Source organism: Pseudomonas migulae NBRC 103157 (genome assembly GCF_002091715.1).
Lineage (GTDB): Bacteria > Pseudomonadota > Gammaproteobacteria > Pseudomonadales > Pseudomonadaceae > Aquipseudomonas > Aquipseudomonas migulae_A.
This window is the reverse complement of sequence record NZ_BDAG01000053.1, coordinates 14,073-40,724: the sequence shown is the minus strand read 5'-3', so window position 1 is coordinate 40,724 and position 26,652 is coordinate 14,073. Positions and strand designations below refer to the sequence as shown.

17 protein-coding genes are annotated in these 26,652 nt (G+C 60.0%); 9 read left to right on the top strand and 8 right to left on the bottom strand.

The genetic code is table 11. From position 1 onward, the window contains the following. A partial coding sequence (locus PMI01S_RS27925) for a sialidase family protein (RefSeq protein ID WP_084323310.1) occupies window positions 1-1,121 on the bottom strand: 1,121 nt, incomplete at its 3' end. Between the two features lie 656 nt (window positions 1,122-1,777). Between PMI01S_RS27925 and PMI01S_RS27920 the strand changes: the two genes are divergently transcribed. Next, complete coding sequence (locus tag PMI01S_RS27920) at window positions 1,778-3,499, top strand: type I secretion system permease/ATPase (RefSeq protein ID WP_084323308.1); 1,722 nt, start codon at window positions 1,778-1,780, stop codon at window positions 3,497-3,499. Beyond that, entirely contained in the window at window positions 3,492-4,862 is a 1,371-nt protein-coding gene (locus PMI01S_RS27915; RefSeq protein WP_084323307.1) for an HlyD family type I secretion periplasmic adaptor subunit, read from the top strand. Before PMI01S_RS27920 ends, PMI01S_RS27915 begins: the two co-directional genes overlap by 8 nt. A gap of 118 nt (window positions 4,863-4,980) precedes the next feature. Here PMI01S_RS27915 and PMI01S_RS27910 read toward each other — a convergent pair whose 3' ends face one another. The 3 genes from PMI01S_RS27910 to PMI01S_RS27900 form a co-directional block, all read right to left on the bottom strand. Then, window positions 4,981-10,596 carry a putative Ig domain-containing protein gene (locus tag PMI01S_RS27910; protein ID WP_084323306.1) on the bottom strand — a complete coding sequence of 1,872 codons (5,616 nt, stop codon included), beginning with the start codon at window positions 10,594-10,596 and terminating at the stop codon, window positions 4,981-4,983. 353 nt (window positions 10,597-10,949) lie between these two features. After that, complete coding sequence (locus PMI01S_RS27905) at window positions 10,950-11,927, bottom strand: ribose-phosphate diphosphokinase (protein WP_084323305.1); 978 nt, start codon at window positions 11,925-11,927, stop codon at window positions 10,950-10,952. 119 nt (window positions 11,928-12,046) lie between these two features. Then, window positions 12,047-12,613 carry a phosphoribosyltransferase family protein gene (locus PMI01S_RS27900; protein WP_084323304.1) on the bottom strand — a complete coding sequence of 189 codons (567 nt, stop codon included), beginning with the start codon at window positions 12,611-12,613 and terminating at the stop codon, window positions 12,047-12,049. Between the two features lie 319 nt (window positions 12,614-12,932). Here PMI01S_RS27900 and PMI01S_RS27895 point away from each other — a divergent pair, with 319 nt between their 5' ends. From PMI01S_RS27895 to PMI01S_RS27885, 3 genes are all read left to right on the top strand, one after another. Beyond that, on the top strand, window positions 12,933-13,823 hold the full coding sequence (locus PMI01S_RS27895) for a universal stress protein (RefSeq protein ID WP_084323303.1): 891 nt from the start codon (window positions 12,933-12,935) through the stop codon (window positions 13,821-13,823). A gap of 61 nt (window positions 13,824-13,884) precedes the next feature. Continuing rightward, on the top strand, window positions 13,885-14,589 hold the full coding sequence (locus PMI01S_RS27890) for a phosphoribosyltransferase (protein ID WP_084323302.1): 705 nt from the start codon (window positions 13,885-13,887) through the stop codon (window positions 14,587-14,589). Then, window positions 14,582-15,277, top strand: a complete 696-nt coding sequence (locus tag PMI01S_RS27885) for a dienelactone hydrolase family protein (protein ID WP_084323301.1) — start codon at window positions 14,582-14,584, stop codon at window positions 15,275-15,277. The genes PMI01S_RS27890 and PMI01S_RS27885 overlap by 8 nt, the downstream gene beginning before the upstream one ends. Here PMI01S_RS27885 and PMI01S_RS27880 read toward each other — a convergent pair. The 3 genes from PMI01S_RS27880 to PMI01S_RS27870 form a co-directional block, all read right to left on the bottom strand. After that, complete coding sequence (locus tag PMI01S_RS27880; RefSeq protein ID WP_084323300.1) at window positions 15,259-16,626, bottom strand: erythromycin esterase family protein; 1,368 nt, start codon at window positions 16,624-16,626, stop codon at window positions 15,259-15,261. The two genes, PMI01S_RS27885 and PMI01S_RS27880, sit on opposite strands and share 19 nt — an antisense overlap. A 90-nt stretch (window positions 16,627-16,716) precedes the next feature. Further along, window positions 16,717-17,235, bottom strand: coding sequence for a GNAT family N-acetyltransferase (locus PMI01S_RS27875; RefSeq protein WP_084323299.1), 519 nt, complete (start codon window positions 17,233-17,235; stop codon window positions 16,717-16,719). Window positions 17,236-17,525: 290 nt separating this feature from the next. Next, window positions 17,526-18,173, bottom strand: coding sequence for a BON domain-containing protein (locus PMI01S_RS27870; RefSeq protein ID WP_084323298.1), 648 nt, complete (start codon window positions 18,171-18,173; stop codon window positions 17,526-17,528). A gap of 261 nt (window positions 18,174-18,434) precedes the next feature. Here PMI01S_RS27870 and PMI01S_RS27865 point away from each other — a divergent pair, with 261 nt between their 5' ends. Beyond that, a complete protein-coding gene (locus PMI01S_RS27865; protein ID WP_084323297.1) occupies window positions 18,435-20,717 on the top strand; it encodes a heavy metal translocating P-type ATPase in 2,283 nt (760 codons plus the stop codon). Between the two features lie 32 nt (window positions 20,718-20,749). Here the strand turns inward: PMI01S_RS27865 and PMI01S_RS27860 are convergent, their stop codons facing one another. Next, on the bottom strand, window positions 20,750-22,429 hold the full coding sequence (locus PMI01S_RS27860) for an HAD-IIB family hydrolase (RefSeq protein ID WP_084323296.1): 1,680 nt from the start codon (window positions 22,427-22,429) through the stop codon (window positions 20,750-20,752). 470 nt (window positions 22,430-22,899) lie between these two features. On the opposite strand from PMI01S_RS27860, the gene acsA reads away from it, so the two are divergent. Genes acsA through PMI01S_RS27845 form a run of 3 tightly spaced genes read left to right on the top strand, consistent with a single transcriptional unit; the run spans window position 22,900 to window position 26,638 of the window. Then, window positions 22,900-24,663: an acetate--CoA ligase gene (gene acsA, locus PMI01S_RS27855; RefSeq protein ID WP_084323295.1), complete on the top strand. Its 1,764-nt coding sequence runs from the start codon at window positions 22,900-22,902 to the stop codon at window positions 24,661-24,663. Further along, window positions 24,660-25,655, top strand: a complete 996-nt coding sequence (gene pdhA / locus PMI01S_RS27850) for a pyruvate dehydrogenase (acetyl-transferring) E1 component subunit alpha (protein WP_084323294.1) — start codon at window positions 24,660-24,662, stop codon at window positions 25,653-25,655. Before acsA ends, pdhA begins: the two co-directional genes overlap by 4 nt. Before the next feature lie 8 nt (window positions 25,656-25,663). Further along, window positions 25,664-26,638 (top strand): alpha-ketoacid dehydrogenase subunit beta, encoded by a 975-nt coding sequence (locus tag PMI01S_RS27845; RefSeq protein ID WP_371850944.1) that lies wholly within the window; start codon window positions 25,664-25,666, stop codon window positions 26,636-26,638. Window positions 26,639-26,652: the final 14 nt, after the last annotated feature.

Sequence of the window (26,652 nt, the reverse complement as noted above, 5' to 3'; positions counted from 1 at the left end):
TGCGCCTCGAGCGGTTGGCGAAGTGCGCCACTGGAACCGCGAAACTCCCTGCCAATGATTTCCTTGTAAGCCTCGGGTGAAAACGTATCGCCCTCTGGATCAGGTGATTTGTCGAGGTCTCGCAGCGAGCGCCAATCGTCCATTTTTGCATCGGTGCCATAAAGGCTCAGTTTGAAGCGCCCGTCCTGCAAGTCATTGAGCGCCACCAGCAAGCCTTGCTCGGGTGTGGCGACGGCCGCCAACGAGGAATTGGGATTCGAGGGATCCAGTGGATAAGGCTCGCTCCAGGTCTGGCCGGCGTCTTCAGTGCGGGTCGCCAGCACACGATGATGGGTGTTGCCGGCATAGCGCAGCAAGGCGATACCACGCTGTCCATCCAGTGGAACGACCGTGGGTTGCAAGGAGTTAGTGCCGCGGCTGATGCGGAATTTATCGATCACATCACCGTCTGCACTCAGGTACAGGTATTCGGCAAACTTGCCCAGAAACTCGTGGTAGATCGGTAAGCCAATGGAACCGTCAGTGTGAAAGATCGGGGCGGAACGTACCAGGGTGCTGATATTCAGAAAGGGGGAAGTGATCAATTGGCGTGGCTCGGACCACTGGCGACCAAAGTCGTCAGAGACCATCACGTTGACCGCACTACCGGCCCAGCCCCCCATGGACACGGAAACGTAAAAGAGCCAGAGGCGGCTGTCCGGTGCGAGCGCAATGACCGGGTTGCCCAGTTTGCGGATGTATTTTCGAGTGCCCTGTTGGGTCGAATCCCGAGTCGCCAATACCTGTTCCGCACCCCATTCGCCAGTTTTCGCGTCGAAGCGGGCAGAGCGCACCTGCACGTCGGAGGCACCTTCGCGAGTGCCGGCGAACCAGACTGCCATCAGGCTGCCGTCAGGCAAGGCGGTGACTGCCGAGGAATGCACGAAGTCCACCAGCCCGGAAGAGGCAAAACGACTGGTATAAACGGGTTTGGCGACTTGCTCGGCAGCAGCCCTCACCGGACTCATCAGGGCAAAGGAAGAATGCTCAGGAGCAGGATGGGTGAACCATGCAGCCGCAAACATGCACGAAAGGGCGACGTAGACCCCGAAGGAGGTAAGGCGGGGAAGTTGGATGCGCATAATTCAGGCTGTGCATCTCATGGCCAGGTCAGGCAGCTCAACCTATCACTTGTAGTCACAGACTCGTTCTTTAGCGAGCTGCTGCTTTGTAAGCAAATGTTTGTGTCACGGCAGTCGGCGGTACGTTTAGTCGATAACTAGTGCTTATCAGTGGCTTGCAGCCTTAATCAGGCGCCAGACCGTTTATCGAAAACTTCATTTCGACCGAAGGTGACCAGACTAAAAAACGCCGTTACTCATCCGGGAACACGATTGGTTTCGCGAAGGATGAGCTTATGAGCACGGATTATTCGGTACTTTTGGTCTGGCCAGTCTAGCGGGTCTGGTCACCGCGCAAATGACTTCACCGACTGCGAGGAACGAAATGCTTTTGATGCTCTGCGCCTCAACAAGTAACGGCAAAGGAAGCGTTCTAGCGAAAGTGACATGCCGCGACTCCCCAATGCAGCGCGCATACCCGCCCGTCAGCCACATGAAAGCCCTGCCTGCATAACCGGCACTATCCCGAGGTCGCGTTGTCAGTTATTGGCGCCTGTAGCGACGAGGACCGTCTCTGATAACGGCACGTCAGACTGCATTTAGCGTTTCGCCCGTGGGGTAGACGCTCGCGATGGATTGCGTCCTGGACCGACTCATTCTTTTGCGAGCAACTTTGTATGGGTTTTCTTCTCGATCCGCGTCATGACATTGATGCTGCTTTACTCTCCTACCGCCGGGTGTTTTGGTCGTTGGCACTGTTCAGTGGCGTGATCAACCTGCTGGTGCTGGTGCCGTCGCTCTACATGATGCAGGTGTACGACCGGGTCCTCACCAGTCGCAACGAAACCACTTTGTTCATGCTCACTTTGATCGCGCTGGGACTGTTCATGTTCAGCGCCCTGATCGAGTGGGTTCGCGGTGCGGTGATGATTCGCATGAGCGCGGGACTCGACGATGCCTTGGGCGAGCGGATTTTCGACGCCGCCTTCGCCCGCGGCCTTCGCGAGCACAATGCCAACCCGGCTCAGGTGCTCATCGATCTGGCGACGCTGCGGCAGTTGATCACCGGTCAGGGCCTGATTGCGTTGCTCGATGCGCCATGGTTGCCGATCTTTTTGCTGGTAGCGTTCATCTTCCATCCCTGGTTCGGCGTGTTGACGCTGGTTCTGGCCCTGGTCCTGATCGGTCTGGCACTGTGGGGGGAGTTGGCGACGCGAACGCGTCTGGGCGAAGCCAATCGGCTGGGTGTGCAGTCTTCAACTTATGTAAACAGCACGTTCCACAATGCCGAAGTCATCCAGGCCTTGGGCATGCTAGGGCCATTGCGCCAGCGCTGGAGTCTGCTGCAGCAACGCATCGTTGCCGCCCAGGCCCATGCCAGCGACCGCAGCGCGCGTATCACTTCGATGACTCGTTTCGTGCGCATCTCCGGGCAATCGCTGGCCTTGGGCCTGGGCGCGTTGCTGGTACTCGAAGGCCAATTGTCGGCGGGCATGATGATCGCCATGTCGCTGCTGTTGGGGCGCGCCCTGGCCCCCGTGGAAATCGCCATTGGCTCGTGGAAGCAATTCAACTCAGGCCGCCAGAGTTACCAGCGCCTGAGCCAGCTCCTTGCCCAGCATCCGCGCGAGCGCCTGCGCATGCCTTTGCCGCCACCCACCGGCGCAGTGCGACTGGAGCAATTGTATGTTGGCCCACCCGGTGCCTCGCAACCCATCCTGCGGGGCATCAATTTCAACCTGGTCAAAGGTGACGTGCTCGCCGTCGTCGGCCCCAGCGCCAGTGGTAAATCAACGCTGGCCAGGGCGCTGGTCGGGGTGTGGCCGGCCATGGGCGGGTCGGTGCGTCTGGACGACGCCGAGATCAGTCAATGGTCTCACGACGCTCTGGGCCCGCACCTGGGATACCTGCCGCAGGACATCGAACTGTTCGACGGCAGTGTGGCCGACAATATTGCCCGATTCGGTGAGCAGGACGCGGACAAGATCATCGCGGCGGGGCGTCACGCGGGCATACACGAAATGATCCTGAGGTTCCCCAAGGGGTACGACACGCCGCTGGGCCCCGGCGGGCTGGGGCTGTCCGGCGGACAGAAGCAGCGCCTCGGCCTGGCTCGCGCGCTCTATGGGCTGCCGTCGCTGATCGTGCTCGACGAGCCCAACTCCAACCTTGATGAAGCCGGAGAGCTGGCGCTGGTTCAGGCAATCAGTGCGCTCAAGGTCGCCGGCAGCACCGTGGTGCTGATTACCCACCGGCCTAATGTACTCGCGGTGGCCGATCACATCCTGGTGCTCAAGGACGGTACTCAACACGCATTCGGTCCACGGGATCGGGTGCTCAAGGCATTGATCCCGGGGCCAAGACAGGCTGCGGTCAAGGAGACTGGCGAAGATGCATGACTTGACCCCCGGGCAACAAACGTACAGCGAGCAGAGGCCGAGCATACGCGGTAATGCTACGCTGCCCAGCGCCAACACCGACGCGGGGAGTGCAGCACGCTATGGCGTGGTTTTCCTGGCCCTGGCACTGGGTGGTTTCCTGCTCTGGGCCTGCCTCGCGCCGCTCGACCAGGGTGTCGTGGGCAGCGGCACCGTGGTGGTGGCGGGCGAACGCAAAGCGGTGCAGTCGTTGGTCGGCGGCGTGGTGGAAAAACTGCTGGTCAGTGATGGCGACCGCGTCACCCAAGGGCAGTTGCTGGCACAGCTCAACACGGTGCAGGCGCAGTCGCAACTGGATGTCACCCGGGGCAAGTTGCTCAACGATCGCAGCATCGAGGCGCGATTGATTGCCGAGCGCCTGGGCTCAGCCGAAATCCAATGGCCCGCTGAACTGCTGGAACACGCCGACGAGCCACGGGTCAAGGCTTCCATGGCCTTGCAGAGCCAGTTATTTGTGACCCGCCGTGCGGAATTGGGCAGTCGCTTGCAGATCATCGAACACGAAGCTGCAGCATTGCAGCAGCAATTGCTGGGCTATGAAGGCGTCAAGCGCAACAACGATACGCAGATGCGCTTCCTGCAGCAGGAGCTGGAAGGCCTGCGTAATTTGGCTCGTGAGGGCTACGTTCCGCGCAACAAACTCTTCGAGGTCGAGCGCAACGCAGCCCAACTGGCCGGGCAGATTTCCTCCGGGGTGGGCGATGTCGGCAGGACCCGCCAGGCGATCAATGAAAGCCGGCTCAAGGCCTTGCAGGCACAGCAGGAGTTTCGTCGCGATGCCGAAACCCAGCTCAGTGAAGTCTCTGCCGAAGCAGCAGGTTATGCCGACCAGATCCGCGCCTTTCAATTTGAAGTCGACAACGGTGCGATTCGTGCGCCGGTGTCCGGGCAAGTCATGGACGTGAGCATTCACACGGTCGGGGGCGTTGTGCAGGCCGGTCAAACCCTGATGCAGGTGGTTCCTCTGGATGCGCCGATGGCGATCACCGCGCGTTTCGAGCCGTTGATGGCTAACAAGTTGCGCCCGGGTCTACCGGTGCATGTGCATTTCACTGCGCTGCAACGGGTGGATACGCCGACTGTCATCGGTACGGTGAAGACGGTGTCGGCCGATCAGTTGATCAATGAACAGACCCACCAGCCGTACTTTTCCGCCAAGGTCGAAATTCCCGCCGACACCGTCGTCTCGCTACAGGCCGCCGGCCTGCTGGTGCGCCCCGGTATGCTTGCCGATGTCACGGTGGTCACGGGGGAACGCACTTTGATGAACTACCTGATGAAGCCTTTGCGTGAACGCTTGCTTGCGGCGTTCAAAGAGGAATGAGCATGACCGCCGAGGCGAGGGAATTCGTCCCCTCACTCCATTGGGTCTGTAGTGGCCTTTAATTTTTCGGGTACTGCAATTCCCTTATGGGAGCGAGCACGCTCGCTCCCATAAGACGTCAGGCGGTGAAATCGCTGGCGTGCAGCTCCTTGACGCCCACCACTTCGAATTCGAACTCGGGGGTGGCGTCGGCGTTGACACTGCCGTAGAGAATGCCGTCGGCAAAGCGCAGTTGTCCGGTGGCGTTGGCAGGGTCGAAGGCATTGCTGCCGATGAAGGTGAAGGGGTCGACTTCGGCGGTCAGTGGGTTGGCGTCCAGACCGGTGAAATCCAGATGATCGCCTTCGGCGCTCTTGAAGCCGTTGACCACATCGCGCAAAGCCCCGATGCCCATGTCAGACAGCGCACCAAACGCGTAAGTATCTGCGCCAGTGCCACCGGTGAGGTTGTCGGTGCCTGCACCGCCGATCAACCGGTCATCGCCCGACCCTCCCACCAGCGTATCGTTGCCTGCGCCACCGTTCAGTACGTTCGCGGCGCTGTTCCCCGACAGACTGTCGGCGTAGGCGCTTCCGGTCAGGTTTTCGACGAACTTCAAGGTGTCGAGCCCGGAGCCCCCCGTGTTTTGTTGCGCTGAGGTCGAGAGGTTGGCGGTGACACTGGACAGGGCGCGTCCAAAAGACACGGTGTCATTACCCTCGCGCCCATCCAGCACGTTGTTGCCGGCTCCGGCGAACAGCGTGTTGTCCAACGCGTTGCCCGTGCCAGTGGCGGCACCCGTGCTATCGATATACAGATTCTCGACATTGGCGCCGAGGGTATAGGCCGCCAAACTGCTGCGCACACTGTCTATCCCTCCGGGCACCGCATTGCCTTGGGTCTCGATCACGGTGTCGTCGGCGTTGTCGACATAGTAAGTGTCGTTGCCATCGCCACCACTCATGCTGTCGACCCCTGCGGCGCCATTGAGCACGTTGGCGGCGGCATTGCCGGTGATGAAGTTGCGCAGCCCGTTGCCGGTACCATCGATGTCCGACACGCCGGTGAGCACCAGATTCTCGAGATTGGCGCCCAGGGTCCAGCTGACCGAGGCCTGCACCGTATCGATCTGCGAGGGTGATGTGTTGGTTTCGGTGACGCTGTCGGACGCGTTATCGACCACATAGATGTCATTGCCGTCGCCACCGGTCATGGAGTCGGCGCCCAGGTCGCCATCCAGTGTGTCGTTGCCCGAGCTGCCCACCAGGGTATCAGCCTGGTCGGTGCCGGAAATCATCCCGCCCTGGTTTTGAGCGTTGTCGAAAATCTCTTGCACGCTGTTGTTGTCGTCGGGGTTGCCTTGAAAGCCAAGGTCATCGGCGATGTAGTCGGCCAGGCGCTGGCCGACGATTTCCGCCGATTCCTCGTGCAAGTGCCAGACGTCGTCGGGGTACACCAGCGGATCGACTTCGTAGCGCAAGGGCAGGTCGGTGTAGTCCACCGCCAGCTTGACGTCGGCACGCTCGGCGGCGATGGCTTCCTGGGTGGCGCGAACATAACCGACCCCGGCTACGATCGAGGCAATTTTCTCTTCCGAGTAACCACGGGCACGCGCCGCATCCTCCTGGTAGTGACCGGTTTCCATGATGTACACGTTGAAGTTGCCAAACTGGGCATGCAGGTAATCGAACACCTTCAGGGTCGCGGCCTTGTAGTCCGCTGCTGCCGCTGTTTTGTCCGTGGCGCGGGCGATCTCCTGGGCGGCTTCCTCGCCCTGGCCCCAAATGATGCCCATGGTCACGTTATCGATCGATTGCAGTTCGGTGAGCTGGTCGTTCAGCAACGCGACGGCACGTAACAGGGCAGGCCCGGGCTGGTTGGTGTCGGTCAACCACCAGCACAGCTTCAGCTCCTCGGCGCCCATGGTCGACAGGCCGTTGACCGTGCTGCCTCCCACCGCGATGTCAATGCCATTGCCATCGGCATCGGTGAACTGGCTACGCACGTCATAAGGGGTGTAGCGGTCCAGGTCCTTGACCAGCATCGAAGTGCCGGACTGATCGTCGTCCTCCGTCATGCGCAACAGGCGCGCATTGGATTGGCCGAGGGTGGGCAGGTAGAGGATGTCCTGCTGGGCACGCTCACCGAACACGAAGTCGCTGGCGGTGAGGGTGTTGACGTAATTGCCGTTGAGGGCGATTTCAAAACGGTTGCCATCGGCATCCGCGTCGGCGGATTTGATGTAGGTCTTGTCGCCGGCCGCGTTGAGGGTCATGTACAACGTGTGATTGCTGCCGTCGCCGAGGCCGAGAAAGCCCAGCCCTGACACATCAATCTTGTCGACGCCTGCAGTGAAGTCGTAAATCGTGTCGGTGGCCGTGATGCCCCCGGTGTCGTAGTCGCGGTAGCTGTCGAGCACGTTGGTGTAGCGGAAGGTGTCGGCACCGTCGCCGCCGTACAGCGAGTCGCGCCCGGCGCCGCCGTCGACGATGTCCGCGCCGGTACCGGCTTTGATTGTGTCATTGCCACCAAGGCCAAGGATCAGGTCCGCACCCGCTGTGCCGTTGAGGGTTTCGGCATTGTTGGTGCCGGTGATGTTGTTCGCAGGCGCATCGGCCACCGCCAGAGCGAAGCTGTCGCTGACCGACGCACCCGAGGGATCGGTGGCCTTGACCAATACGTTGTAGTTGCCCGAAGCCGTGCTGGTCGGCGTTCCGCTGAACGTCAGGCTGGTGGCGTTGAAACTCAGCCACGCGGGCAGGGCACTACCGTCAGCGAGGGTTGCGGTGTAGGTCAACGCATCCTGGTCGGCGTCGGTGAAACTGTCATGGGTGACGGTGTAATTGAACGGCGTGCTTTCGGTGGCATTCTGGTCGAGGAGGGGGATGGCCACCACCGGTGCGGCATTGCTCGGGGGGGTCTGGCCGGCGAAAACAAAATGACTCGCCGTCAGGCTGCTCACCAGGTTGCCCGCCAGCGACACTTCGAAGCGGTTGCCGTTGGCGTCGACGGTAAGGTCCTTGAGATAGGTACGGTTGGTCGAAGCGCTGTAGGTCACTTGCAGCGTACCGTTCAGACCGTTGCCCAGGGCCGTGTAGCCGAGCGCCGAGACGTCGATCTTGTCGGCGGTCGCGTCGAAGTCGAGGATCTGGTCACTGACGCTGGTGGAACTGGTGCGGTAACTGTCGAGTGTCGAGGTGTAGCGGAATACATCGGCACCCGCGCCGCCGGTGAGTTTGTCCACCCCGGTGCCACCGACCAGGATATCGTTGCCCGCGCCGCCATTCAGCGTGTCGTTACCGGCGCCACCGAAGAGTTGTTCGTTGGCAGCGGTGCCGGTCAGCGTATCGTTGTTCGGCGTGCCGTTGATCACCGTGGGTGAGGCGGGCACGTCCTGCACGGCGAGGGTAAAGCTGTCGCTGGCGGTGGCGTTGCTGCCGTCGGCCGCGGTGACCTGTATGGAGTAGGTGCCCGATGCGGTATCGCTGGGTGTGCCGCTGAACGTACGAGTCGCGGCATCGAATGTCAGCCAGCTGGGCAGGGCGTTGCCATTCGCCAGTTTGGCGATGTAGCTAAGGCTGTCGTTATCCGGATCAGTAAAACTGTTGGCCGGCACCACGTAGCTGAACGGGGTATTTTCGGTGGCGTTCTGATCCAGCAACGCCGTTGCCACCACCGGCGCATGGTTGACCGGTGACGACGTAGCGAAGACGAAATTGGCGCTGGTCAGCTTGTCGACGTAGTTGCCGTTCAGCGTCACTTCAAAGCGGTTGCCATCGGCGTCGGCGGTCAGGGACTTGATGTAAGTCTTGGTGCCGGCACTGTTGAGCACAAGGTAAACGGTATTGTTCTTGCCATCCCCCAGGCCGGTAAAACCAATGGCCGAGAGGTCGATCTTGTCGGCGCTGATATCGAAATCAGTGATCACGTCGCTGAGGTTGGCACCGCCGGTGTTGTAGTTGCGGTAACTGTCCAGGCGACTCGAGAACACAAAGGTATCCGCCCCGTCGCCACCGGTAAGGGTGTCCATGCCGGACCCACCGTCGAGCTTATCGTCGCCCGCGCCGCCACTGAGGTTGTCGTTTCCGGCGAGGCCGAGCAGGGTGTCGGCCGAATCGCTGCCCAGCAATGAGTCGCTGGAGCTGGTGCCGGTGATCACCCGATTGAAAATGAAGTTGCTGGCGCTCAGTGTGCTGACGAGGTTGCCCGAGAGAATCAACTCGAAGCGATTGCCGCTCGCGTCGGCATCGTAGTCCTTGATGTAAGTGCGGTCGTTACTGGCGCTGTAGCTGACCTGCAAGGTGCCGCCACGACCATTGCCCAGTCCGGTGAAACCGAGACCGGCAAGGTCGATCTTGTCCTGGGTGACGTCGAAGTCGGTGACGGTGTCATCGAAGCTTGCAGTTGCGTTGCGGTAACTGTCGGACTGAGCGACGAAACGGAACGTATCGGCGCCGGTACCGCCGGTGAGTTTGTCGATGCCCGCACCGCCCACCAGAATGTCGCTACCGGCCCCGCCATTGATCGTGTCGTTGCCGGCTGCGCCGTAGAAAATCTCGCTTTCGGCGCTGCCCAGCAGGGTGTCGTTGCCCGCCGTACCTTGCACGGTAGTCATCGGCACCGTGGCACTGACGTAGCTGCCGTCGCCATAGACCAACGTGGCGCCCTTGCTGGTGTGACTGATTGTGTTGCCGATAATGGCGTTGCGATCGGTGCCGTCTTCATTGCGCTCTGCCACACCGTAGGTCGACAGGTCGCTGCCGCTGATGATGTTGCCCTGGATCGTGTTATCGCTGCCATTGAAGTACTTGCCGGACACGCCCAGGGTGTCGTCGTAGGACTGCAGGATGATTTCCGGTACGGGGCTGCCCAGGGAATTGTTGGTGAGCGTGTTGTCGATGATCTCGACATGGTTGCTGCCGTAGATGCGGATCCCGGCGGTGGCGTTGTCGTGGATGTCGAGGCCGCTGACGGTCACCTCGCTGGACATTTTGATCAGCACCCCTTCGGCGCCATTGCCGTACACCTCGCCACCGGTGATGGTGATGTTGCTGGGGGAGGGGATGTCCTCGCTGCCACGCTGCACCACGATGCCATTGCCGCCATTGTTGTAGGCAACGTTATTGGTAAGCGTGAAGTCGTGGGTACTGGTGACGACGTTGAAACCGTGACGGTCATTGTCGTAGGCAACGTTGTTTTCGAAGGTGCTGTCGCTGAGGAAGTCAGCGACGAAACCGTCCAGGCCATTGCCGTGGGACACGCTGTTCTTGATGACCATGTTGACGGTCTGCTCGTGGGGGTCGAAACCGTACCCGGAGCAATCCTTGATCTCGACGCTGTCGAGGGTGACGTTGGAGTCGTAGCCTTCTTGGCCGGGAATATAGCCGTTGAACCAACCGTCGATCTTGCCGGTGGTGTGGTCCCGGTTGCCGTCGATGGTGAGGTTGCTGACGCCAAAATCGTGGGTCTCCTCGCCATAAGCGGAGCGTATAACCCCCGTGATCTTGGTATCTGAGCCGTCAGCTACCTTGACGTTGGTGACGCCCATGCCGTCGCCGTACAAGTACACGTTGCTCTTGAGCATCAAGCAGCCGTCGGAGGGTTCCTCGCCACCCGAAACAATATAAGTTCCGGTTGGCATGTACACCTGTCCACCACCTGCCGCAGCGGCCGCATCAATTGCACTCTGTATCGCCGCGGTGTCGTCTGTGGTCCCATCTCCTTTGGCGCCAAAATCTTGTACGTTAAAAATCATGAGCTTATCTCCGTATCAGGCTAAACCGTAGAAGACGCCAATATTCCATCGGCGATCCATCTTGTTTGTACCCGGAGGAGCTCAAAAATTGCGACCGCATATCGGAACATCGTCAATAAACCGATATTACTGATCGACGGTTGAGAGTTTGTTTATAAAAGTAACGTTATTTTGACTATCTGGAGTGGTGCTCGCGACCACGGTTTTGATGGTGTAAGGATTGAACAAGTGTCGCTAACGAAATCCGCCTGGCGCGCACCCACGGCAGGTGTGGCTACCTGAGTCAGGTCTTTCCCGGCAGTCCTGGGGCTGTTCAACAACAGGTAAAAAGCCAATCCCGATCCGTTTGACCATCAATGCGCTGGCTCAGAGCGATCAAATGCGCCATTTTCCGCCAGGCAGGTGGCGATCAGGGCCGTGCTGTCGAGAACCTGCAAGTGGCGCGTGACACAGTCAGGCGGCAGGCGAAACGGCGGCACGCTGTCAGTGATCGCGATGTGTTCGAAGATCGGCACGTCGAACAGTTGACTGCCAGCGGTGAACAAGCCATGGGTGGCGGCTGCGAACAAACGTGTGGCTCCAGCCTCCTGGCAGGCAAGGCCGGCATGCTTGAGCGTTGCGCCGGTGCTGATCAGGTCGTCGAACACGATGGCTGTCTTGCCGCTCACGTCGCCCATCAGGAGGGTACCCGTCAGCGTGGTATGGGCCCGGTGTTTTTCCATCAGAGCGCTGCCGACCGATCGTCCCAGTTGTCGCTCCAGGGCCTGACGAAACTGCTCGGCCCGCTTGCTGCCACCCGAGTCCGGGGATACGGCAACCACTTCAGCGTCGCCGACTTGCGCGGCGAAATGCCCGGCGAACAGTTCGGCGCATTGCAGGCTCCACGCCGGCATGGCGAACGCATTATCGAACGCGGCCGGATTATGTACTTCCAGGGTGATCAGGCGATCGACGCCACTGGCTTCAAAAAACGCAGCGACGTAGCGCGTGATGGTCGGGTCCTGAGGCTGGCTGCGCCGATCCTTGCGCCCGTAGCAGAGGTACGGCGCCACCACCTGCACCTGACGGGCGCCGGCATCCTTGAGAGCGCTGCAGAAAAACAGCAGGCGACACAACTTGTCATTGGCGCTCTGCCGACCATCCCCATGCAAGCCATGAAACACCACGACTTCGCGGCCGTTCACCAGATCCAGCGGGCGACATTTATGCTCGCCGTCTTCATAGTCTCGCTCTTCATGTCGTGCCAACGAGCAACCCAGCCGCTGGGCGACGCGCGCGGCATAGAGTTCGCTGCCTTGCAGGGCAAAAAGAAGTGGGGGTTGGGTGCGCATGCAAGTCTCCTCCAACGCGATTGGCAAGACATATCATTTGGATGGCGCGTGCCACCCGGTCTGTTGTCGCGCCGCTGCTGTCGGGCCAGAGTGCCCCGCCAGTGCTTGACGTCATCCCGTCAGCGGACGGCGCCGTGGCGCACGACCTCTATGCAAAAATCCTGTTCGAAGGGCGGCACATTGCATTCGACGATGTCAGCGGCGGCCACTTGCAGATGCACACCGACAATGTCGGCCCGGATTGGCTGCTGGCAGATGTGCCGGTCGACCAATACAGCGGTGTAGACCCGACGAGCGCCCAGTTGTGCCAGATAGGCGCAAGTACGCAGCAGCGAATGGCCTTCGAACAGCACATCATCAACGACCAGCAACGTGGTGTTGGCGAGGTCCAGTTTGGCCAGCACCGGGTTTTCGGTCAATTGCGTGAAGGAATGCAGCACTTGCAGGTCGTCGGCGTAGCGTTTGACCTCAAGAGGGTAGAGTGGGAGTTCCGGTTGGCCGGTCTGGCGTGCAATGTGCTTGCGCAATCGTTGGGCCAAGGGCTCGCCCCGGCGCCTGATTCCGATCAGCGCGGCGTGCGCCGGCGGCAGCAGGGTGGCGGCCTGGCGCGCCATCGTCAGCAGCACGTCGTCGAGTTCATTGCGGTCATACAGGCGCAACCGCTGACTTGCCAATAGGATCGTCATTGCCTTCTCCTGTCTGTGAACCATAGGGCACGTGCGTTTCGGTCAATGTAGCCCGGTTGGCCTTGGCGCGATTGATATTGATCAATCGCGATCAAATCAAAAGTCGGTCTTCTTAGCCTTCGACAACCCGTCCGGTGACGCGCAGGGGTGGCAGCGGCCTGTGAATCGCTTGCTGGCGCAGGCACTTGATATAAATCAACGTCAAGGCCGTCTCCTCGGAGGATTCTGAATCTACGAAACAGGTACCTGACCCTCCGGCGAACACAGCGATTCGTGGTGGCGGGTAGCGAAACAACTGCAAGCTTCGTGGAGACCGATCATGAGCCAGTATCAACGGTTGTTGCTGATCATTAACCCGGCCCTGCGCCAGTCTAAAGCCATGGATCATGGCGCCGCCCTGGCCAAGGCCAGCGGTGCCAGCCTGCACATCGTCGCCTTGATCCCATCCTGGAAGCTGTTGTCACTACTCGAAGAGGGCGACCGGGAAAAGGCTCGCTTAGAATATTTGCAAGACCAGCGCAATTGGCTCAAATACCAGGCCGATCATCTGCGCAACAGGGGTCTTGAAGTGACTGCCGAGGCGAAATGGGCCGACGATCTGCAGCAAGACATTCTCGATTATGTCGCAGAAATGCAGCCCGACCTGTTGATCAAGCAGGTGCAGCGTGAACCGGCGCTCAAGCGCGGGTTCTTTACCCCGCTGGACTGGCGTCTGTTGCGTCATTGCCCGATACCGGTCTACCTGCCTGGCGAAGGTGATCATGCTTTGCCGCGCAAGGTCGTGGCAGCGGTTGATGTTTCCAATCCCCTGGTACGGGACGACGAGCTCAATGAGCGGATCATCCAACAGGCGTCCAGCCTGGCTATCCAGTGTCAGGCCGAGTTGCACTTGGTTTACGCCTGCGAGGCTTCCGCGCTGTTCCTGGGCGATATGGGCGGCGGGGGATTGGCGCTCACGGACCTCTACAGTCAGGTGCGCAAGGGTCATGAAAAATCCTTTCTCGACCTGGCCGGCCGGTATGGCGTGCCGGCTGACCGGCAACATTTCATTGAGGGGCATCCTGTGGCCGTGCTGCACGCGTTCGCCGATGAGCAACAGATCGACGTGATTGTGATGGGCCGGGTCCAGTCCCACGGCCTGGAAAAACTGTTGGGCAGCACCACCGAACATACCCTGTACCAGGTGACTTGCAGCATCCTGGCCGTTTAGCACGGTCCGGCCAGGACCACAGGTTACGAAACGCCGTTCGCAAGAGCAGCAGGAGGTTCCCGTGATTCAGAGTCCCTCATTACAAACCACCTTGCCCAACCGCGCCGAAGCCGGCCGACGCCTGGTGGAGCCCTTGCTCAAGTACGCCAACAGGCCTGACGTGATTATTCTCGCCTTGCCCCGTGGCGGTGTCCCGGTGGCCTATGAAGTCGCCACCGCCCTGAACGTGCGCCTGGACCTGATGCTGGTGCGCAAGCTCGGTGCTCCTTCACACCCGGAATACGCCATGGGTGCCATTGCCAGCGGCGGTGTACAAATTCTCAATGATGACGCGCTGCGGGCGCACCCGATCGATCGAGCCAGTTTCGACGCTGTGGTCGCCCGTGAAACGCAGGAGCTGTCGCGACGCGAAAAGGTGTATCGGGGGAACCGTCCGCCACCGCAACTCAAGGACCAGGTGGTGATCCTGATCGACGACGGTCTGGCGACAGGTTCTTCAATGATGGCAGCGGTCCATGCGGTGCGCATGCAGGCACCCGAGCGCATTGTCGTCGCGGTACCGGTTGCTCCCCGGGAAACGGTCGAGGATTTATGCATGCAAGTGGACGAAGTGATCTGCCCGCTCATCCCTGAGTGGATGATGTCGATCGGTTACTGGTACCTGGACTTTTCCCAGACCTCGGATGAAGAAGTCATCGATCTCATGCAACGGGCCTGGAAGCGGGAACCTTTGACCGCCTCCAATATGGAACATCGCGATGCTTGAACCTCGATACCGATCCATGGACCTGCCCGGCGTTGAATTGTCCGCCGATTTGCGTTTGCCGGCGAACGCCCGCGCCCTAGTCATCTTTGTACACGGCAGCGGCAGTGGCCGTTTGAGCCCTCGTAATCAATATGTGGCTGATGTCCTGGCCGGTCGGGGCCTGGCTTCGCTGCTGTTCGACCTGCTAACGGAACCGGAGCAGCGCCTGGATAATCTCTGCGGGGAGTTGCGCTTCAATATTCCCCTGCTGGCCAGCCGATTGATCGATGTGATCGACTGGGTAGGCCGGGACCGCGAATTGCACTCGCTGCGCATCGGTCTGTTCGGCGCCAGTACCGGTGCGGCGGCGGCACTGGTGGCCGCGGCCGAGCGTGCAGCGGTGGTAAATGCAGTGGTCAGTCGGGGTGGGCGAACCGATCTGGCTGGACCGGCTCTGCCTCGGGTCAAGGCGCCGACCTTGCAGATTGTCGGTGCACAGGACCCTGTGGTGTTGGGTTTGAATCGTCAGAGCAGCCGGACCCTGCGCTGCGAGCAACGGCTGGAAGTCGTCGCGCGCGCCACGCATCTTTTTGAAGAGCCTGGCACACTGGAGGCAGTCGCCAGGCTCGCTGGCGACTGGTTTGAAAAATACCTGCATGCCCCCACCCCTGAAGGGGCATGCTCGCATCCTCACACGCCAAACGGATAGGTTTCGTCTTCCGCTTCCAAGTGCTGGTTTTTCGGCAGTGGCAGCGCGGTAACCGGCCTGGTTTGCTCGATCCAGATCATGGCATCGAATTGTTCCACCAGCATCGACTCGAAATAGTGACTGAAGCGTTCGGTTTCAGGACGGTAAATCACCCCGATGGCCCGTCCCAGCAAGGACGTGGACAGGACGCTGCGCAGCTCTTTGCGCTGCGGATCACGCCAGTCGGTCAAGGACGCTGCAACCCCGGCCTTGAGGAACTGATGTTCCCAGCTGTCTGGCCGGGAAGGGCGGATGTCCTTGATCAACATTTCGCCGTCCCAGTCATCGGCTGCAGCCACCTGGCCGCGGTCGGTGGCCATGCCGATCAGTACGGCATCGCGCCCGAAGGCGTTACGGCACAGTTGACCGATGTTGAACTGCCCCTTCCAGCCCATTTCCGTGGCGCCCGCGTTGCCGATATGGGAGTTGTGGGCCCAGACCACGGCCTTGGCTTGCGGGCCCCGATGTTCGAGCAATGCGCGCAACGTATCGAACATGTGCCGGTCACGCAGGTTCCAGGAGGCTGTCGAGCCCCGATAGATCGCGCGGTAATATTGCTCGGCCGCCATCACTACCCGGGCGTTCTGCGTTGCATTGAAGAACGCTTCGTCGTTACGGATGAGCCCGGCCAGTTGCTCAGCCAGCATGGCATTGAGCTGATCGATCACCGGCTGTTCACAGGGCATTACACCGGCACGCTCGACAAAATGGCCGTACAGCGCAGGGTCATCCTGCCATGGGGTCAGACAGCCATAGCGCCGACGTGCTTCCTGGGCCAGACGCGGGTCAACCCGATCCAGATAACTCAGTACTTCATGAATGGAATTACGCAAGCTGTAGACGTCGAGGCCGCGAAACTCGACGCGATGTTCAGGGGCTTGCTGATGGTTGAATTGATGCAGCCAGTGGGCGAAGGCCTTCACCTCGCCGTTACGCCACATCCAGGTGGGGAACCGGCTGAAAATATGGCGCTTCCAGGCCGTGTGCGCCAGTCCCCGGACATACTGATCGACATGTCCGGCGTCCGGCCAGTCGGCTTCTACCGCGACGATATTGAACCCGTGCCGCTCGATCAGCCTTTGGGTAATCGCTGCCCGGGTTCGATAGAAATCGCTGGTTCCATGGCTCGCCTCGCCGATCATCACCACCCGCGCATCGGCGTAGCGGTCGAACAAGTCGCCAAAAGCGGGGGAATCCAGGTCTGGCAGCGGTTCGGCGTGTTGATGCAATACCGGCGCTATGTGCGACGTGTCATGGAGATGTTGCTGGCCGTAAAGTTGTTCCAGCAATTGGAGCGAATGAGAGTTCATGAACGCCATCCTCCGAAAAGTAGGCTGCTGGTGGCGGTTGGAGCTCGGCTCGTACCAGAGGCTCAAGCGCCCCGAAACATTGCACAGGTTTTACAGGTACAGGCGGTGAATAACCTTGTGGGGGTCGAAGGGATCGTCGTGGGCTTCAAAACCAAGAAATCTGGCCAGGTCGCGCAGGGGCGCGTTGCTGGAGGCGCCAACCGAATACATCAGGTGGACACCATTCTTGCGGGCAGCGTCGATCAAGTGCTCCATCAATAACGTTCCCAGCCCCAGGCGTTTCCAGGCAGCGGCGACGGTCACGGCGCATTCAAACTGGTATTCACCCATGGCGGCATAACGGCTGGCGCCGATTTCGATCAAACGGCCATTTTCGTGGACCAGAGCGATGCAGGCTTGGCCCTCGCGGAGTTCATGCTGTTGCCCGAGTAAAAACGCGTGCCGGGACGCAGGCGACCAACGCTGGACAAGGGCGTGTTCACGCGCTCTATCTGTTTGCGCGACTTGGCGGATCAACACCGGACGACCGTTTTCGAGTACATCGATCCGGGATTTTTCATTGGCGTTGACCCAGCCATGCCAATCTCCGGGGCTCTTGGCAGCGAACATCGTTCGGCCCTCCGTCTGGCTGTCACTTGACGCGCAGTGAAACCCACGCGCTTTAGTTCTTTTTACGCCGCTAGCCGTTCGCGGATTTGATCTGGATCAGACACGGGTGAAGAGAAGAGGGCGAGTCTTGACGGACGGGGGGCAAAGCGCGTCGAACGTATGGCAACCCGCGTCCTGTTGCTTGAGGCCACCCCTATCAAGGCTCCTGACGTCGCGACCGATGACCAGGCCCGGCGGGCGCTATTGCATGGGCTCGCCCCGGGTAATCATGGATTTCCCGGGGCGATGAATCAGGCGATCAGCAATTGGTCTTCCACCTTGGTGACACCCGGCACCGACCAGGCAGCACGTTCGGCGATTTCACGCTCGCGCCAGAAATGCACTTTGCCTTCAAGTTTCACAACACTGCCTTCGACCTTGATCCGTATGCCCTTGGCATCGACTTCAGCATTGCGCTTGAGGGCGTCTTCGATGCTCTGCTGGATATCGACGACCTTCACTCTCGGGCGCAGGGTGATGCGATTGTCCACGCCCACCACGCCCGACAATTTGCGCACGGCGCTTTCGGCGATTTCTTTCTGATATTGCCAGTCCACCTGGCCTTCCAGGGTTACCCAGCCTTTTTGCACGACGACCTTGATGTCGCCTTCGGGCGTATCAGAGCGCCACGAGATGATATTGACGGCACGGTTCGCGATGGTGTCATCGTCCGTACCAGCTCCTTTTTCCAGCCGGACCTTTATTTCTTCGGCCACGGCACGTACGCCTTTGATCGCTTTGACCGCGCGCTCGGCGCTGACTTTCTGGGCGTAGCTTTTCACGTGGCCGGTGAGTGTGACAACGCCATTCTCCACGCTGACGCCAATGTGAGCGGCGTCGATGTCGGGTTGAAAATCAAGCTCATCCAAAATGGCATTGCGTAGGGTTAAGTCGCTCATGATCGTGTCCTTTTGCGGGTGGTAGAAAGACATGGGCAGCGAAAGCCCATGGTTTTTTTTACGCCTGAGCGACACGAAGACATTGAGTTAAATCAAATAGCGTTCAGGGGGCACTTTGCGAGAACGCCCCGAGCCGGTTTGATAGCGACCGGAAACATCGCCACCAGGCCTCGGAAAAGACTTTCAAGTTCTAAGCTCTACTCGATTGGTGGCAGATGATTGATCACTTGGGATAGACCGTGTTTCGAGGTACACACATCAATGCTCGGTAAATGGCTGGACCCCATCCTTTTGCTGCTCACAACACTGTCCCTGCTGGTCGGAGGTATTGGACATGTTGTGCAGAAGCCAGATTGGGCTTCAATGTCCTGGGCCGCAGGCAGTCTGTTGATGGCTCTGGTGCTACTCGTCGAAATCGCCGGGAGGCTGATCCGGCGCGAAACAGGTGTCGATCTGATCGCGCTGTTGTCGATAACCGCTGCTTTGTTTTTTGAGCAGACGTTGGTTGCCGCGGTCGTCGCCTTGATGCTGGCGACCGGACGTACCCTGGAATTTTTCACCCGGCAACGAGCCGAACGCGAACTGCGGGCACTGATCGATCGCGCGCCGCGTTTTGCCTGGTTGCAGGAGGAGGGCGGTCTGCGCCAGATCCCCGTTGAACAGATCCAGCCACATCAGACATTGCTGGTACGCCTCGGAGAGGTGGTACCGGTGGATGGCCGTTTGCTCAGTCCGGCAGCGATTCTGGACGAGTCGGCACTCAGCGGTGAATCCTTGCCCGTGACCCGGCGAGAAGGCGAGCAAGTGCCCAGCGGTGTCTCCAATGTCGGCGCCCCCATTCTGTTGGTCGCTACGCGAACGGCCGCGCAAAGCACCTACGCTGCAATCGTGCGGCTGGCCGAAGCAGCACGCCGTTCACGTGCGCCTTTTGTGCGCTTGGCCGACCGCTATGCACTGTTTTTCATCCCGCTGACGTTGCTGATGGCGGCTTTGGCCTGGCAAATGAGCGGTGACCCCTTGCGAGCGTTGGCGGTGCTGGTGGTGGCCACGCCTTGTCCTTTGATTCTGGCAGTGCCCATTTCGATCATGTCAGGCATCTCCAGAGCGGCGCGGCGCGGGATATTGATCAAGGATGGAGCGACCCTGGAAGCGCTGGCCGGGATCAAACAGGTGTTTTTCGACAAGACCGGCACGCTGACCAGCGGGCACGCTCGCCTGCAGTCGATCGAAGTCAAGGGACAAGCCGATCCTCAGCAATTGCTTGGCTTGGCTGCCTCCCTGGCACAGGCCTCGACGCACCCCATCTCCCAGGCCATCGTCGAGGCGGCGCAACAGCGCCAGTTGCCCCTCAGCCTGCCGGTCGAGGTGCAGGAAAGTCCGGGCGAGGGTCTTTGCGGGCTGATTGATGGCAAGCGGGTTCGATTGGGCACGCTGTCCTTTGCTCACCAGGACGCTCCCGAGACCGCCTGGGCTGCCGCCATGCTGCGCCACATGGATTACCTGGCGTGCAGTGGAAGCTTCATCGAAGTGGATGGGCAACTTGCGGGCCTGTTGGTCTTCGCGGACACCGTTCGGCGAGAAACCCCGCAAACGCTGCGTCGACTGCGCAACAAGGGGATCGAGAGAATCGTCATGCTCACCGGGGATCGTCTGGAAACCGCGGAGATGATTGCGCTGTCTGCCGGAATAGACGAATTGCGCGCGGGCTTGACTCCGGAGCAAAAAGTGCATGCCGTTCAGGAGGGCTGTTTGCAAGCCAGCACGCTGATGGTCGGCGATGGCATCAATGACGCTCCCGCATTGGCGGCGGCGAACGTCGGCGTGGCGATGGGGGCCAGCGGCGCGACCGCTTCTGCACAAGCGGCCGGTGTCGTGCTGCTGGTAGATCGTCTGGATCGTCTGGTGGAGGCCCTGGACATTGCCCGACGCACCCGTCACATCGCCGGCCTCGGGGTGCTGGTCGGCATGGGCCTGTCGTTGCTGGCCATGGTGGCGGCAGCGCTCGGTTATCTGGCGCCATTGATCGGCGCCGTGGTGCAGGAGGGCATTGATGTGGTGATCATCATCAACGCGTTGCGGGCATTGGGGCCGTTGTGGGGGCACCGGCAGGATAAGCTCACTGCAGAGCATGTTGATCGGCTGCAGGATGAACACCGGCAACTGTCCAGCGTGTTGAGCGAGCTGCATCAAATGGCCGATGACTTCGCCCGGCGTCCACCTGCACAAGCGCGAACCGACCTGCTGGAACTGGTCGACAAGTTGCAAACCTCATTGGCGCACCATGAGCGCGATGATGAACGTTTACTTTACCCGCTGCTGACGCGACGCCTGCCAGGCGAGGACCCGATGTCGGCCATGAGCCACGCGCACCGCGAGATTTTTCGCCTGATCCATCTGTTGGCGCGCATGAGCCGTGATTTCAATGCCGACCCGGCAAGAGCCAATGCCGATGAGATTCATCATCAGTTGATTCGCCTCGATACCCTGGTGCGACTGCACTTTGATCAGGAGGAGGAGTTGTTCCGTTTTCTGGATGCACGCTGAGCACGCCTTGCGCCGAACTCTTGAGCGACCATTCAAAGGTGATAGCGTGACTGGACAAGTCGCCTGATCTGCTCCATCGCCTGCTTGAGTGCCAGGCTTGTGTCCATTTCAATAAGGCGGGTCTTATTGGCAAGCACATCGTCGCGGATCACCTTGCGAAACCAATTGGAAAAATCCCCGGCATTGAGATGTTCGCGAAGGGCGGGCTCCTCAATTCGCGTTAAACAGGACAAAAACTCAGTCAGGTTAGAGGCGCTCTGGCCAAGAGCAGGAAAGTGGAATGATCGCCATGCACCCACATCCCCCGCGACGTATTTGCCGCTGTGGCGGTGGTGCTTTTGATGAGGCTGCACCTGGTCGAGCAGAAATACCTCGTCGCCTTCGTGCACATTCCAAAGACAGGTATGTTCGAGGCCTGGCGAGCGTTCTGGAAACGCGGGGCTCGGGCGCTGCATGCGTTTGGCGAACTGTTCGACCAGTTCCCGGGCGGTGCTGCCGAGTGTCACCAGCACGTCTACCCCCTCAAGCAGTGCCGGGCAGACCTGATCGAAGTCGAGGGCAACGATGATTGCACCGATGTCCCCGAGAAAACCGGGCGGCCAACCTGCACAGTGGGGAAGCATGTAATGCGCTTCGTCGACGATCAACCAGTAAGGCCGACCTGAAGCGCTGCGCAGATGCTGGATAAAGGGCAGCAGTTCGCCAAACAACTGCACTCGCGCGGCAGGATCCAGGGCAAGGGCGTTGACCACCATATTGAGCTGCGCCTGTAAAAGGTAAAGCACCGACTCTTCTGTCGTCGGGGGGGCAGTCAGGCCGCCGATCGTTACCGCATCTTCCAGCGTCAGATAGTCCCCCTCAGGATCGATGATGCAAAATCCCTGATGAGCCTGGACCATTCGTTCTGTCAGCCAGGTGATGTAGCTGGATTTACCGGCGCCCGAGTTGCCAACGACCAACATCACCGATTCCGGAGGCAGCCAGAGCTTGCGTCCATTGGTGGACTGACCCAACTGGACGCCGATGCGTTCGACGCAAACCAGTGCTGCGTCTTTTTCCAGCAGCATGTCGACCAGCTCACAGACACCTTGGCCATGATCATGAGTCAGGCGCAAGTCAGCGCTGGACTTGATGGACTCAATGGCATTGCTCACCGCAGCGGCACAGCCGCAGATCGATAGAAAGGAGTGGTCGTTTTCCGCATCGCCCACGCCCACCACGTTCAGCTCGCATATGCCTAAATCCCGCAAGGCCGCAACGAGGCCCGACGCCTTGTTCACGCCAGGCGGCAAGATCATGATCGCATCCTTGTTGAAGGTCAGCTGCAGCTCGAGGCCCAGCTCTCGAATGCTGCTGATCACCGCATTCTCAAATGGCTGCCAGGTCGCAATGACCGACCGACCGATTGACAAAGGCGAGACACCCTTGTCGCGCAGATGACCAACCAACTCGGTTGAAGCGGGGTCCGCAATAAGCTCTTCGGTATCTGTACTCGGGTCGTACAAGAGCGCGCCGTTTTCCGCAACCACCCTGTCAAACAAATCCAGGTGTGGAAAATGATGCTTGAGCGCTTGCAATTCCCGGCCTGAAATCAGCAGTAACTTACGACCACTTTTTTTCAGTTGGCTGAGCGATGCGCAGACCTGTGGTGGAACGCTGCCGTTTTCGGCAATGGTCCCGTCGTAGTCCACTGCCAAGGCCAAGAAGTGCATGCTCGCTCCTTATCAGGCTCGATTGAGTGGGCTGGGCAGAACTCGAGCTGACGTCTACCGATTTCACGACTGTATTGGGAGGCTGTTTCCTTGCGTCAGCATTGATTTTTGTCAATTTCAAGGCGAGAGCCGACAGTCGGTCTTCCTCGGGCCCTGCGCTCTGGAGTGCGAGGCAATCATTCATTTTGCCCGTTACGGGTTCGAGCCTTGTCGGCTTCAAGCCGTGTGGGGACTTTTCGACAATGAACGAGGCTAGTCCTGTTCCGTTTGATATTTATCAACGTCAGGAACAAACCGGCGGAGCAAGTTAAATCAAACCCGGTTCTGCAGTCGGCACAAAGCACAGACAGGGCGTCTGGACATTGCGCCAGTGTTGAAGCCACTGCTGCAGCGTATTGGCTGTCTAGACATGTCACTCCTTGATAATGGCAGGCAGGGTTACCGATTCTGTTGAGCACAAGAGGCCGACCATGCGTTCCAGGATCATCAAAAAAACGCTCGATGACGTGCCTGTAGCGCCGAACTGGATCGACAGCGCGCAAGCCCGAGAGCACTTTTCCTGGGCGGCAGAATTTCATGGGCTGGCAGGATTGCCGGGCGGTGGATTGAACCTGGCCCATGAAGCCGTGGATCGTCATGCACAGGGAGACGTCGGACTTCACACGGCATTGCGCATTCTTGATCGCAACGGCGGGCACCGCGATGTCAGCTACGCCGAGCTGAGCGTGCTGACCAACCGATTTGCCAATGTGCTCAAGAAGCTGGGCGTGACTCCCGGAGCGCGAGTGTTCGTGCTGTGTGGCCGCGGCCTCGAATTGTTCCTGGGCGTGCTCGGCGCAATGAAGGCAGGATGCGTGGTATCGCCGCTGTTTTGCGCCTTCGGTCCGCAACCCCTGGAAACCCGTCTGCGTCTTGGCGAAGCCTGCGTGTTGCTGACCAGTGATGCCCTGTATCGACGAAAGATATCGGCCATCCGTGATCGTCTGCCGACTCTGAAGCAAGTGCTGGTGTACAACGAAAATGCCGGGAAAATGGCACCGCTGGAAGGCGCGTTAAACCTGCATCAGTTGCTGGCCGAAGCCGATGACCATTTCAGCATCGCCCGCACGACCGCCGACAGCCCGGCACTCTTGCATTTCACCAGCGGTACGACAGGCACCCCAAAAGGGGTTTTGCATGTTCACGGTGCAGCGCTGACCCACTTGGTCACCGGAAAATATGCGCTGGACTTGCGCCCAGGGGATATCTACTGGTGCACCGCCGATCCGGGCTGGGTCACGGGCACTTCCTACGGCATCATCGCGCCGTTGTTGCTGGGTGTGACCTGTGTGATCGAAGGCTTCGAGTTCGACGCCGAGCGCTGGTACGGCATTCTCGAAAAACAGCAGGTAACGGTCTGGTATACGGCGCCCACGGCCATCCGTCTGTTGATGAAAGCCGGTGCCGCGCTGGCGCGCAACCATCGGTTTCCCCACCTGCGGTTCATTGCCAGTGTCGGCGAACCACTTAACCCCGAGGCGGTGTGGTGGGGCAAGGATGTGCTGGGGCTGCCGATCCATGACAATTGGTGGCAGACCGAGACGGGCGGCATCATGATTGCCAATACGGTCGCAATGGACATCAAGCCCGGCTCCATGGGCAGGCCGCTGCCGGGAGTCGAGGCCACTGTCGTGATGCGCAACGCCGACGGTACGTTGCAATTGCTGGGCACCGATGAGGTGGGCGAACTGGCGCTGAAACAGCCCTGGCCCGCGATGTTTCGCAGCTACCTGGGACAGGAGGAGCGTTATCGGCGCTGCTTTGTCGCCGGATGGTACCTGAGCGGCGATCTCGTCCGTCGTGATGCCGATGGCTATTACTGGTTCATCGGACGCAGCGACGATGTGATCAAGTCGGCCGGGCATCTGATTGGTCCGTTCGAAGTCGAAAGTTCGTTGATGGAGCATCCGGCGGTGGCTGAGGCCGCGGTGATCGGCAAGCCTGATCCGTTGCTGGGTGAAACGGTAAAGGCGTTCGTTTCGCTCAAGAGCGGTTACATCGCCAGCCAGGCCCTGCACGATCAATTGCTCGGTCACGCCCGCAAGCACCTGGGGGCAGTGGTCGCCCCCAAGGAACTGACATTCGTCGACACGCTGCCACACACCCGTAGCGGCAAACTCATGCGGCGTCTGCTCAAGGCCCGCGAGTTGGGTTTGCCTGAAGGCGATACGTCCGCCCTGGAGAATCCGTCATGACGCCCGCGTCACTGCCCCGGGAGATCAAACTGGATCTGCTGCGGGACATGGTACGCATCCGCCGTCTCGAAGAACGTGCCGGCGAACTGTACGGGGAAAGCCGGATTCGCGGCTTTTTGCACCTGTACATCGGTGAAGAAGCGGTGGCGGTCGGTGTTCTGCATGCTCTGGCCGCCGACGATGCGGTGGTCGCGACGTATCGCGAACACGGACATGCGTTGATCAAGGGCGTCGCCATGAGGGCGATCATGGCCGAGATGTTTGGGCGCCAGGAAGGCTGCTCGCGGGGTCGTGGTGGCTCGATGCACCTGTTCGATGCCCGTACACGCTTCTTCGGTGGTAACGCCATCGTCGCCGGTGGCTTGCCTCTGACGGTTGGCTTGGCGCTGGCGGAACATATGCAAGGTGGGTCCCGTCTGTGCGCCTGTTTTTTTGGCGAAGGGGCGATGGCGGAAGGCGCTTTTCACGAGTCCATCAACCTTGCCGCATTGTGGCGCCTGCCGGTGCTGTTCTGCTGCGAAAACAACCTTTATGCCATGGGCACGGCGCTGGAGCGTTCACAATCCCAGACCGACCTGTGTGCGAAAGCTTCTGCATACAAGGTCCAGGCCAGGACGGTCGATGGCATGGACGTAATCGCCGTGCATCAAGCCGCCCGTGACGCGGTCGAACACATCCGCGCAGGGCAGGGCCCCTTTTTTCTCGAGTTTCGGACTTATCGATTTCGGGCCCATTCGATGTTCGATCCGCAGTTGTATCGCACCAGGGAAGAAATCGAACAATGGAAAACCCGAGGTCCCATCCACACCTACAGCACGCAACTCAAGACTGAAGGGCTGCTGGATGAGCCGGGTTTTCTGGCGATCCTGGCCCAGGTCGACGCCGAGGTCGAAGACGCCATCGCCTTCGCCGAAAAAGGCACACTGGAGCCGATCGAGGATTTGTCCCGCGATGTCTATACGCCGGGGCCTGCGCCGGAGCCTGCGTCATGAGCCTGTCCATGACCTACCGCGAAGCGCTGCGCAAAGCATTGCGTGACGCCCTGCAGCGGGACCCGCGGGTGTTCCTGATGGGTGAAGACGTCGGGCGATATGGTGGCAGTTATGCCGTGTCCCTTGGATTGCTGGAAGCCTTCGGCCCTGAACGCATCCGCGACGCACCACTGTCCGAACTGGGTTTCGTGGGGGCCGGTATCGGCGCGGCATTGGCAGGCATGCGGCCAATCGTCGAAATCATGACGGTGAACTTCAGCCTGCTCGCGCTCGACCCCCTGATGAATACCGCGGCGACCTTGAGGCACATGTCAGGCGGGCAATTCTCGGTGCCCTTGGTTGTACGCATGGCGACCGGGGCCGGTCGTCAGCTGGCTGCCCAACACTCACACAGCCTCGAAGGCTGGTTTGCCCATATTCCAGGATTGAAAATCCTGACACCGGCGACCGTCGAAGACGCACGCGGCATGCTCTGGCCCGCGCTACTCGACCCCGACCCGGTGCTGATATTCGAACATGCGCAGCTGTATAACCTGGAAGGCGATGCCGGCGAATGGGCAACCATAGACATCAGCCGCGCCAAAGTTCGCCGGGCCGGCAGCGACCTGACCCTGATCACGTATGGCGGCTCCCTGGCCAAGGCGATGACGGCAGCCGAGGAACTGGCCAGGGAGGGCATCGCGTGCGAAGTCATCGACCTGCGGGTTCTGCGCCCCCTGGATGACGCAACACTCCTGGCTTCTGTCTGCAAGACCCGCCGTGCCCTGGTGGTCGATGAGGGGTGGTGCAGCGGCAGTCTGTCGGCGGAAATTATTACGCGAATCATCGAGCAAGGCTTTTACGAGCTCGATGCGCCCCCGGCCCGGGTGTGCAGCGCCGAAGTGCCAATCCCTTATCCACGGCATCTGGAGGAGGCCGCGCTGCCACAGGTGGCGTCGATAATCACAGCTGCACATGAACTGTGCCAAGGAAAATCCCCCTGATTGCTGCAGTCTGT

Coding starts and splice junctions, on each gene's coding strand:
- PMI01S_RS27920 (WP_084323308.1), top strand. CDS start 1,778: ATGGGTTTTCTTCTCGATCCGCGTCATGACATTGATGCTGCTTTACTC.
- PMI01S_RS27915 (WP_084323307.1), top strand. CDS start 3,492: ATGCATGACTTGACCCCCGGGCAACAAACGTACAGCGAGCAGAGGCCG.
- PMI01S_RS27910 (WP_084323306.1), bottom strand. CDS start 10,596: ATGATTTTTAACGTACAAGATTTTGGCGCCAAAGGAGATGGGACCACA.
- PMI01S_RS27905 (WP_084323305.1), bottom strand. CDS start 11,927: ATGCGCACCCAACCCCCACTTCTTTTTGCCCTGCAAGGCAGCGAACTC.
- PMI01S_RS27900 (WP_084323304.1), bottom strand. CDS start 12,613: ATGACGATCCTATTGGCAAGTCAGCGGTTGCGCCTGTATGACCGCAAT.
- PMI01S_RS27895 (WP_084323303.1), top strand. CDS start 12,933: ATGAGCCAGTATCAACGGTTGTTGCTGATCATTAACCCGGCCCTGCGC.
- PMI01S_RS27885 (WP_084323301.1), top strand. CDS start 14,582: ATGCTTGAACCTCGATACCGATCCATGGACCTGCCCGGCGTTGAATTG.
- PMI01S_RS27880 (WP_084323300.1), bottom strand. CDS start 16,626: ATGAACTCTCATTCGCTCCAATTGCTGGAACAACTTTACGGCCAGCAA.
- PMI01S_RS27875 (WP_084323299.1), bottom strand. CDS start 17,235: ATGTTCGCTGCCAAGAGCCCCGGAGATTGGCATGGCTGGGTCAACGCC.
- PMI01S_RS27870 (WP_084323298.1), bottom strand. CDS start 18,173: ATGAGCGACTTAACCCTACGCAATGCCATTTTGGATGAGCTTGATTTT.
- PMI01S_RS27865 (WP_084323297.1), top strand. CDS start 18,435: ATGCTCGGTAAATGGCTGGACCCCATCCTTTTGCTGCTCACAACACTG.
- PMI01S_RS27860 (WP_084323296.1), bottom strand. CDS start 22,429: ATGCACTTCTTGGCCTTGGCAGTGGACTACGACGGGACCATTGCCGAA.
- acsA (WP_084323295.1), top strand. CDS start 22,900: ATGCGTTCCAGGATCATCAAAAAAACGCTCGATGACGTGCCTGTAGCG.
- pdhA (WP_084323294.1), top strand. CDS start 24,660: ATGACGCCCGCGTCACTGCCCCGGGAGATCAAACTGGATCTGCTGCGG.
- PMI01S_RS27845 (WP_371850944.1), top strand. CDS start 25,664: ATGACCTACCGCGAAGCGCTGCGCAAAGCATTGCGTGACGCCCTGCAG.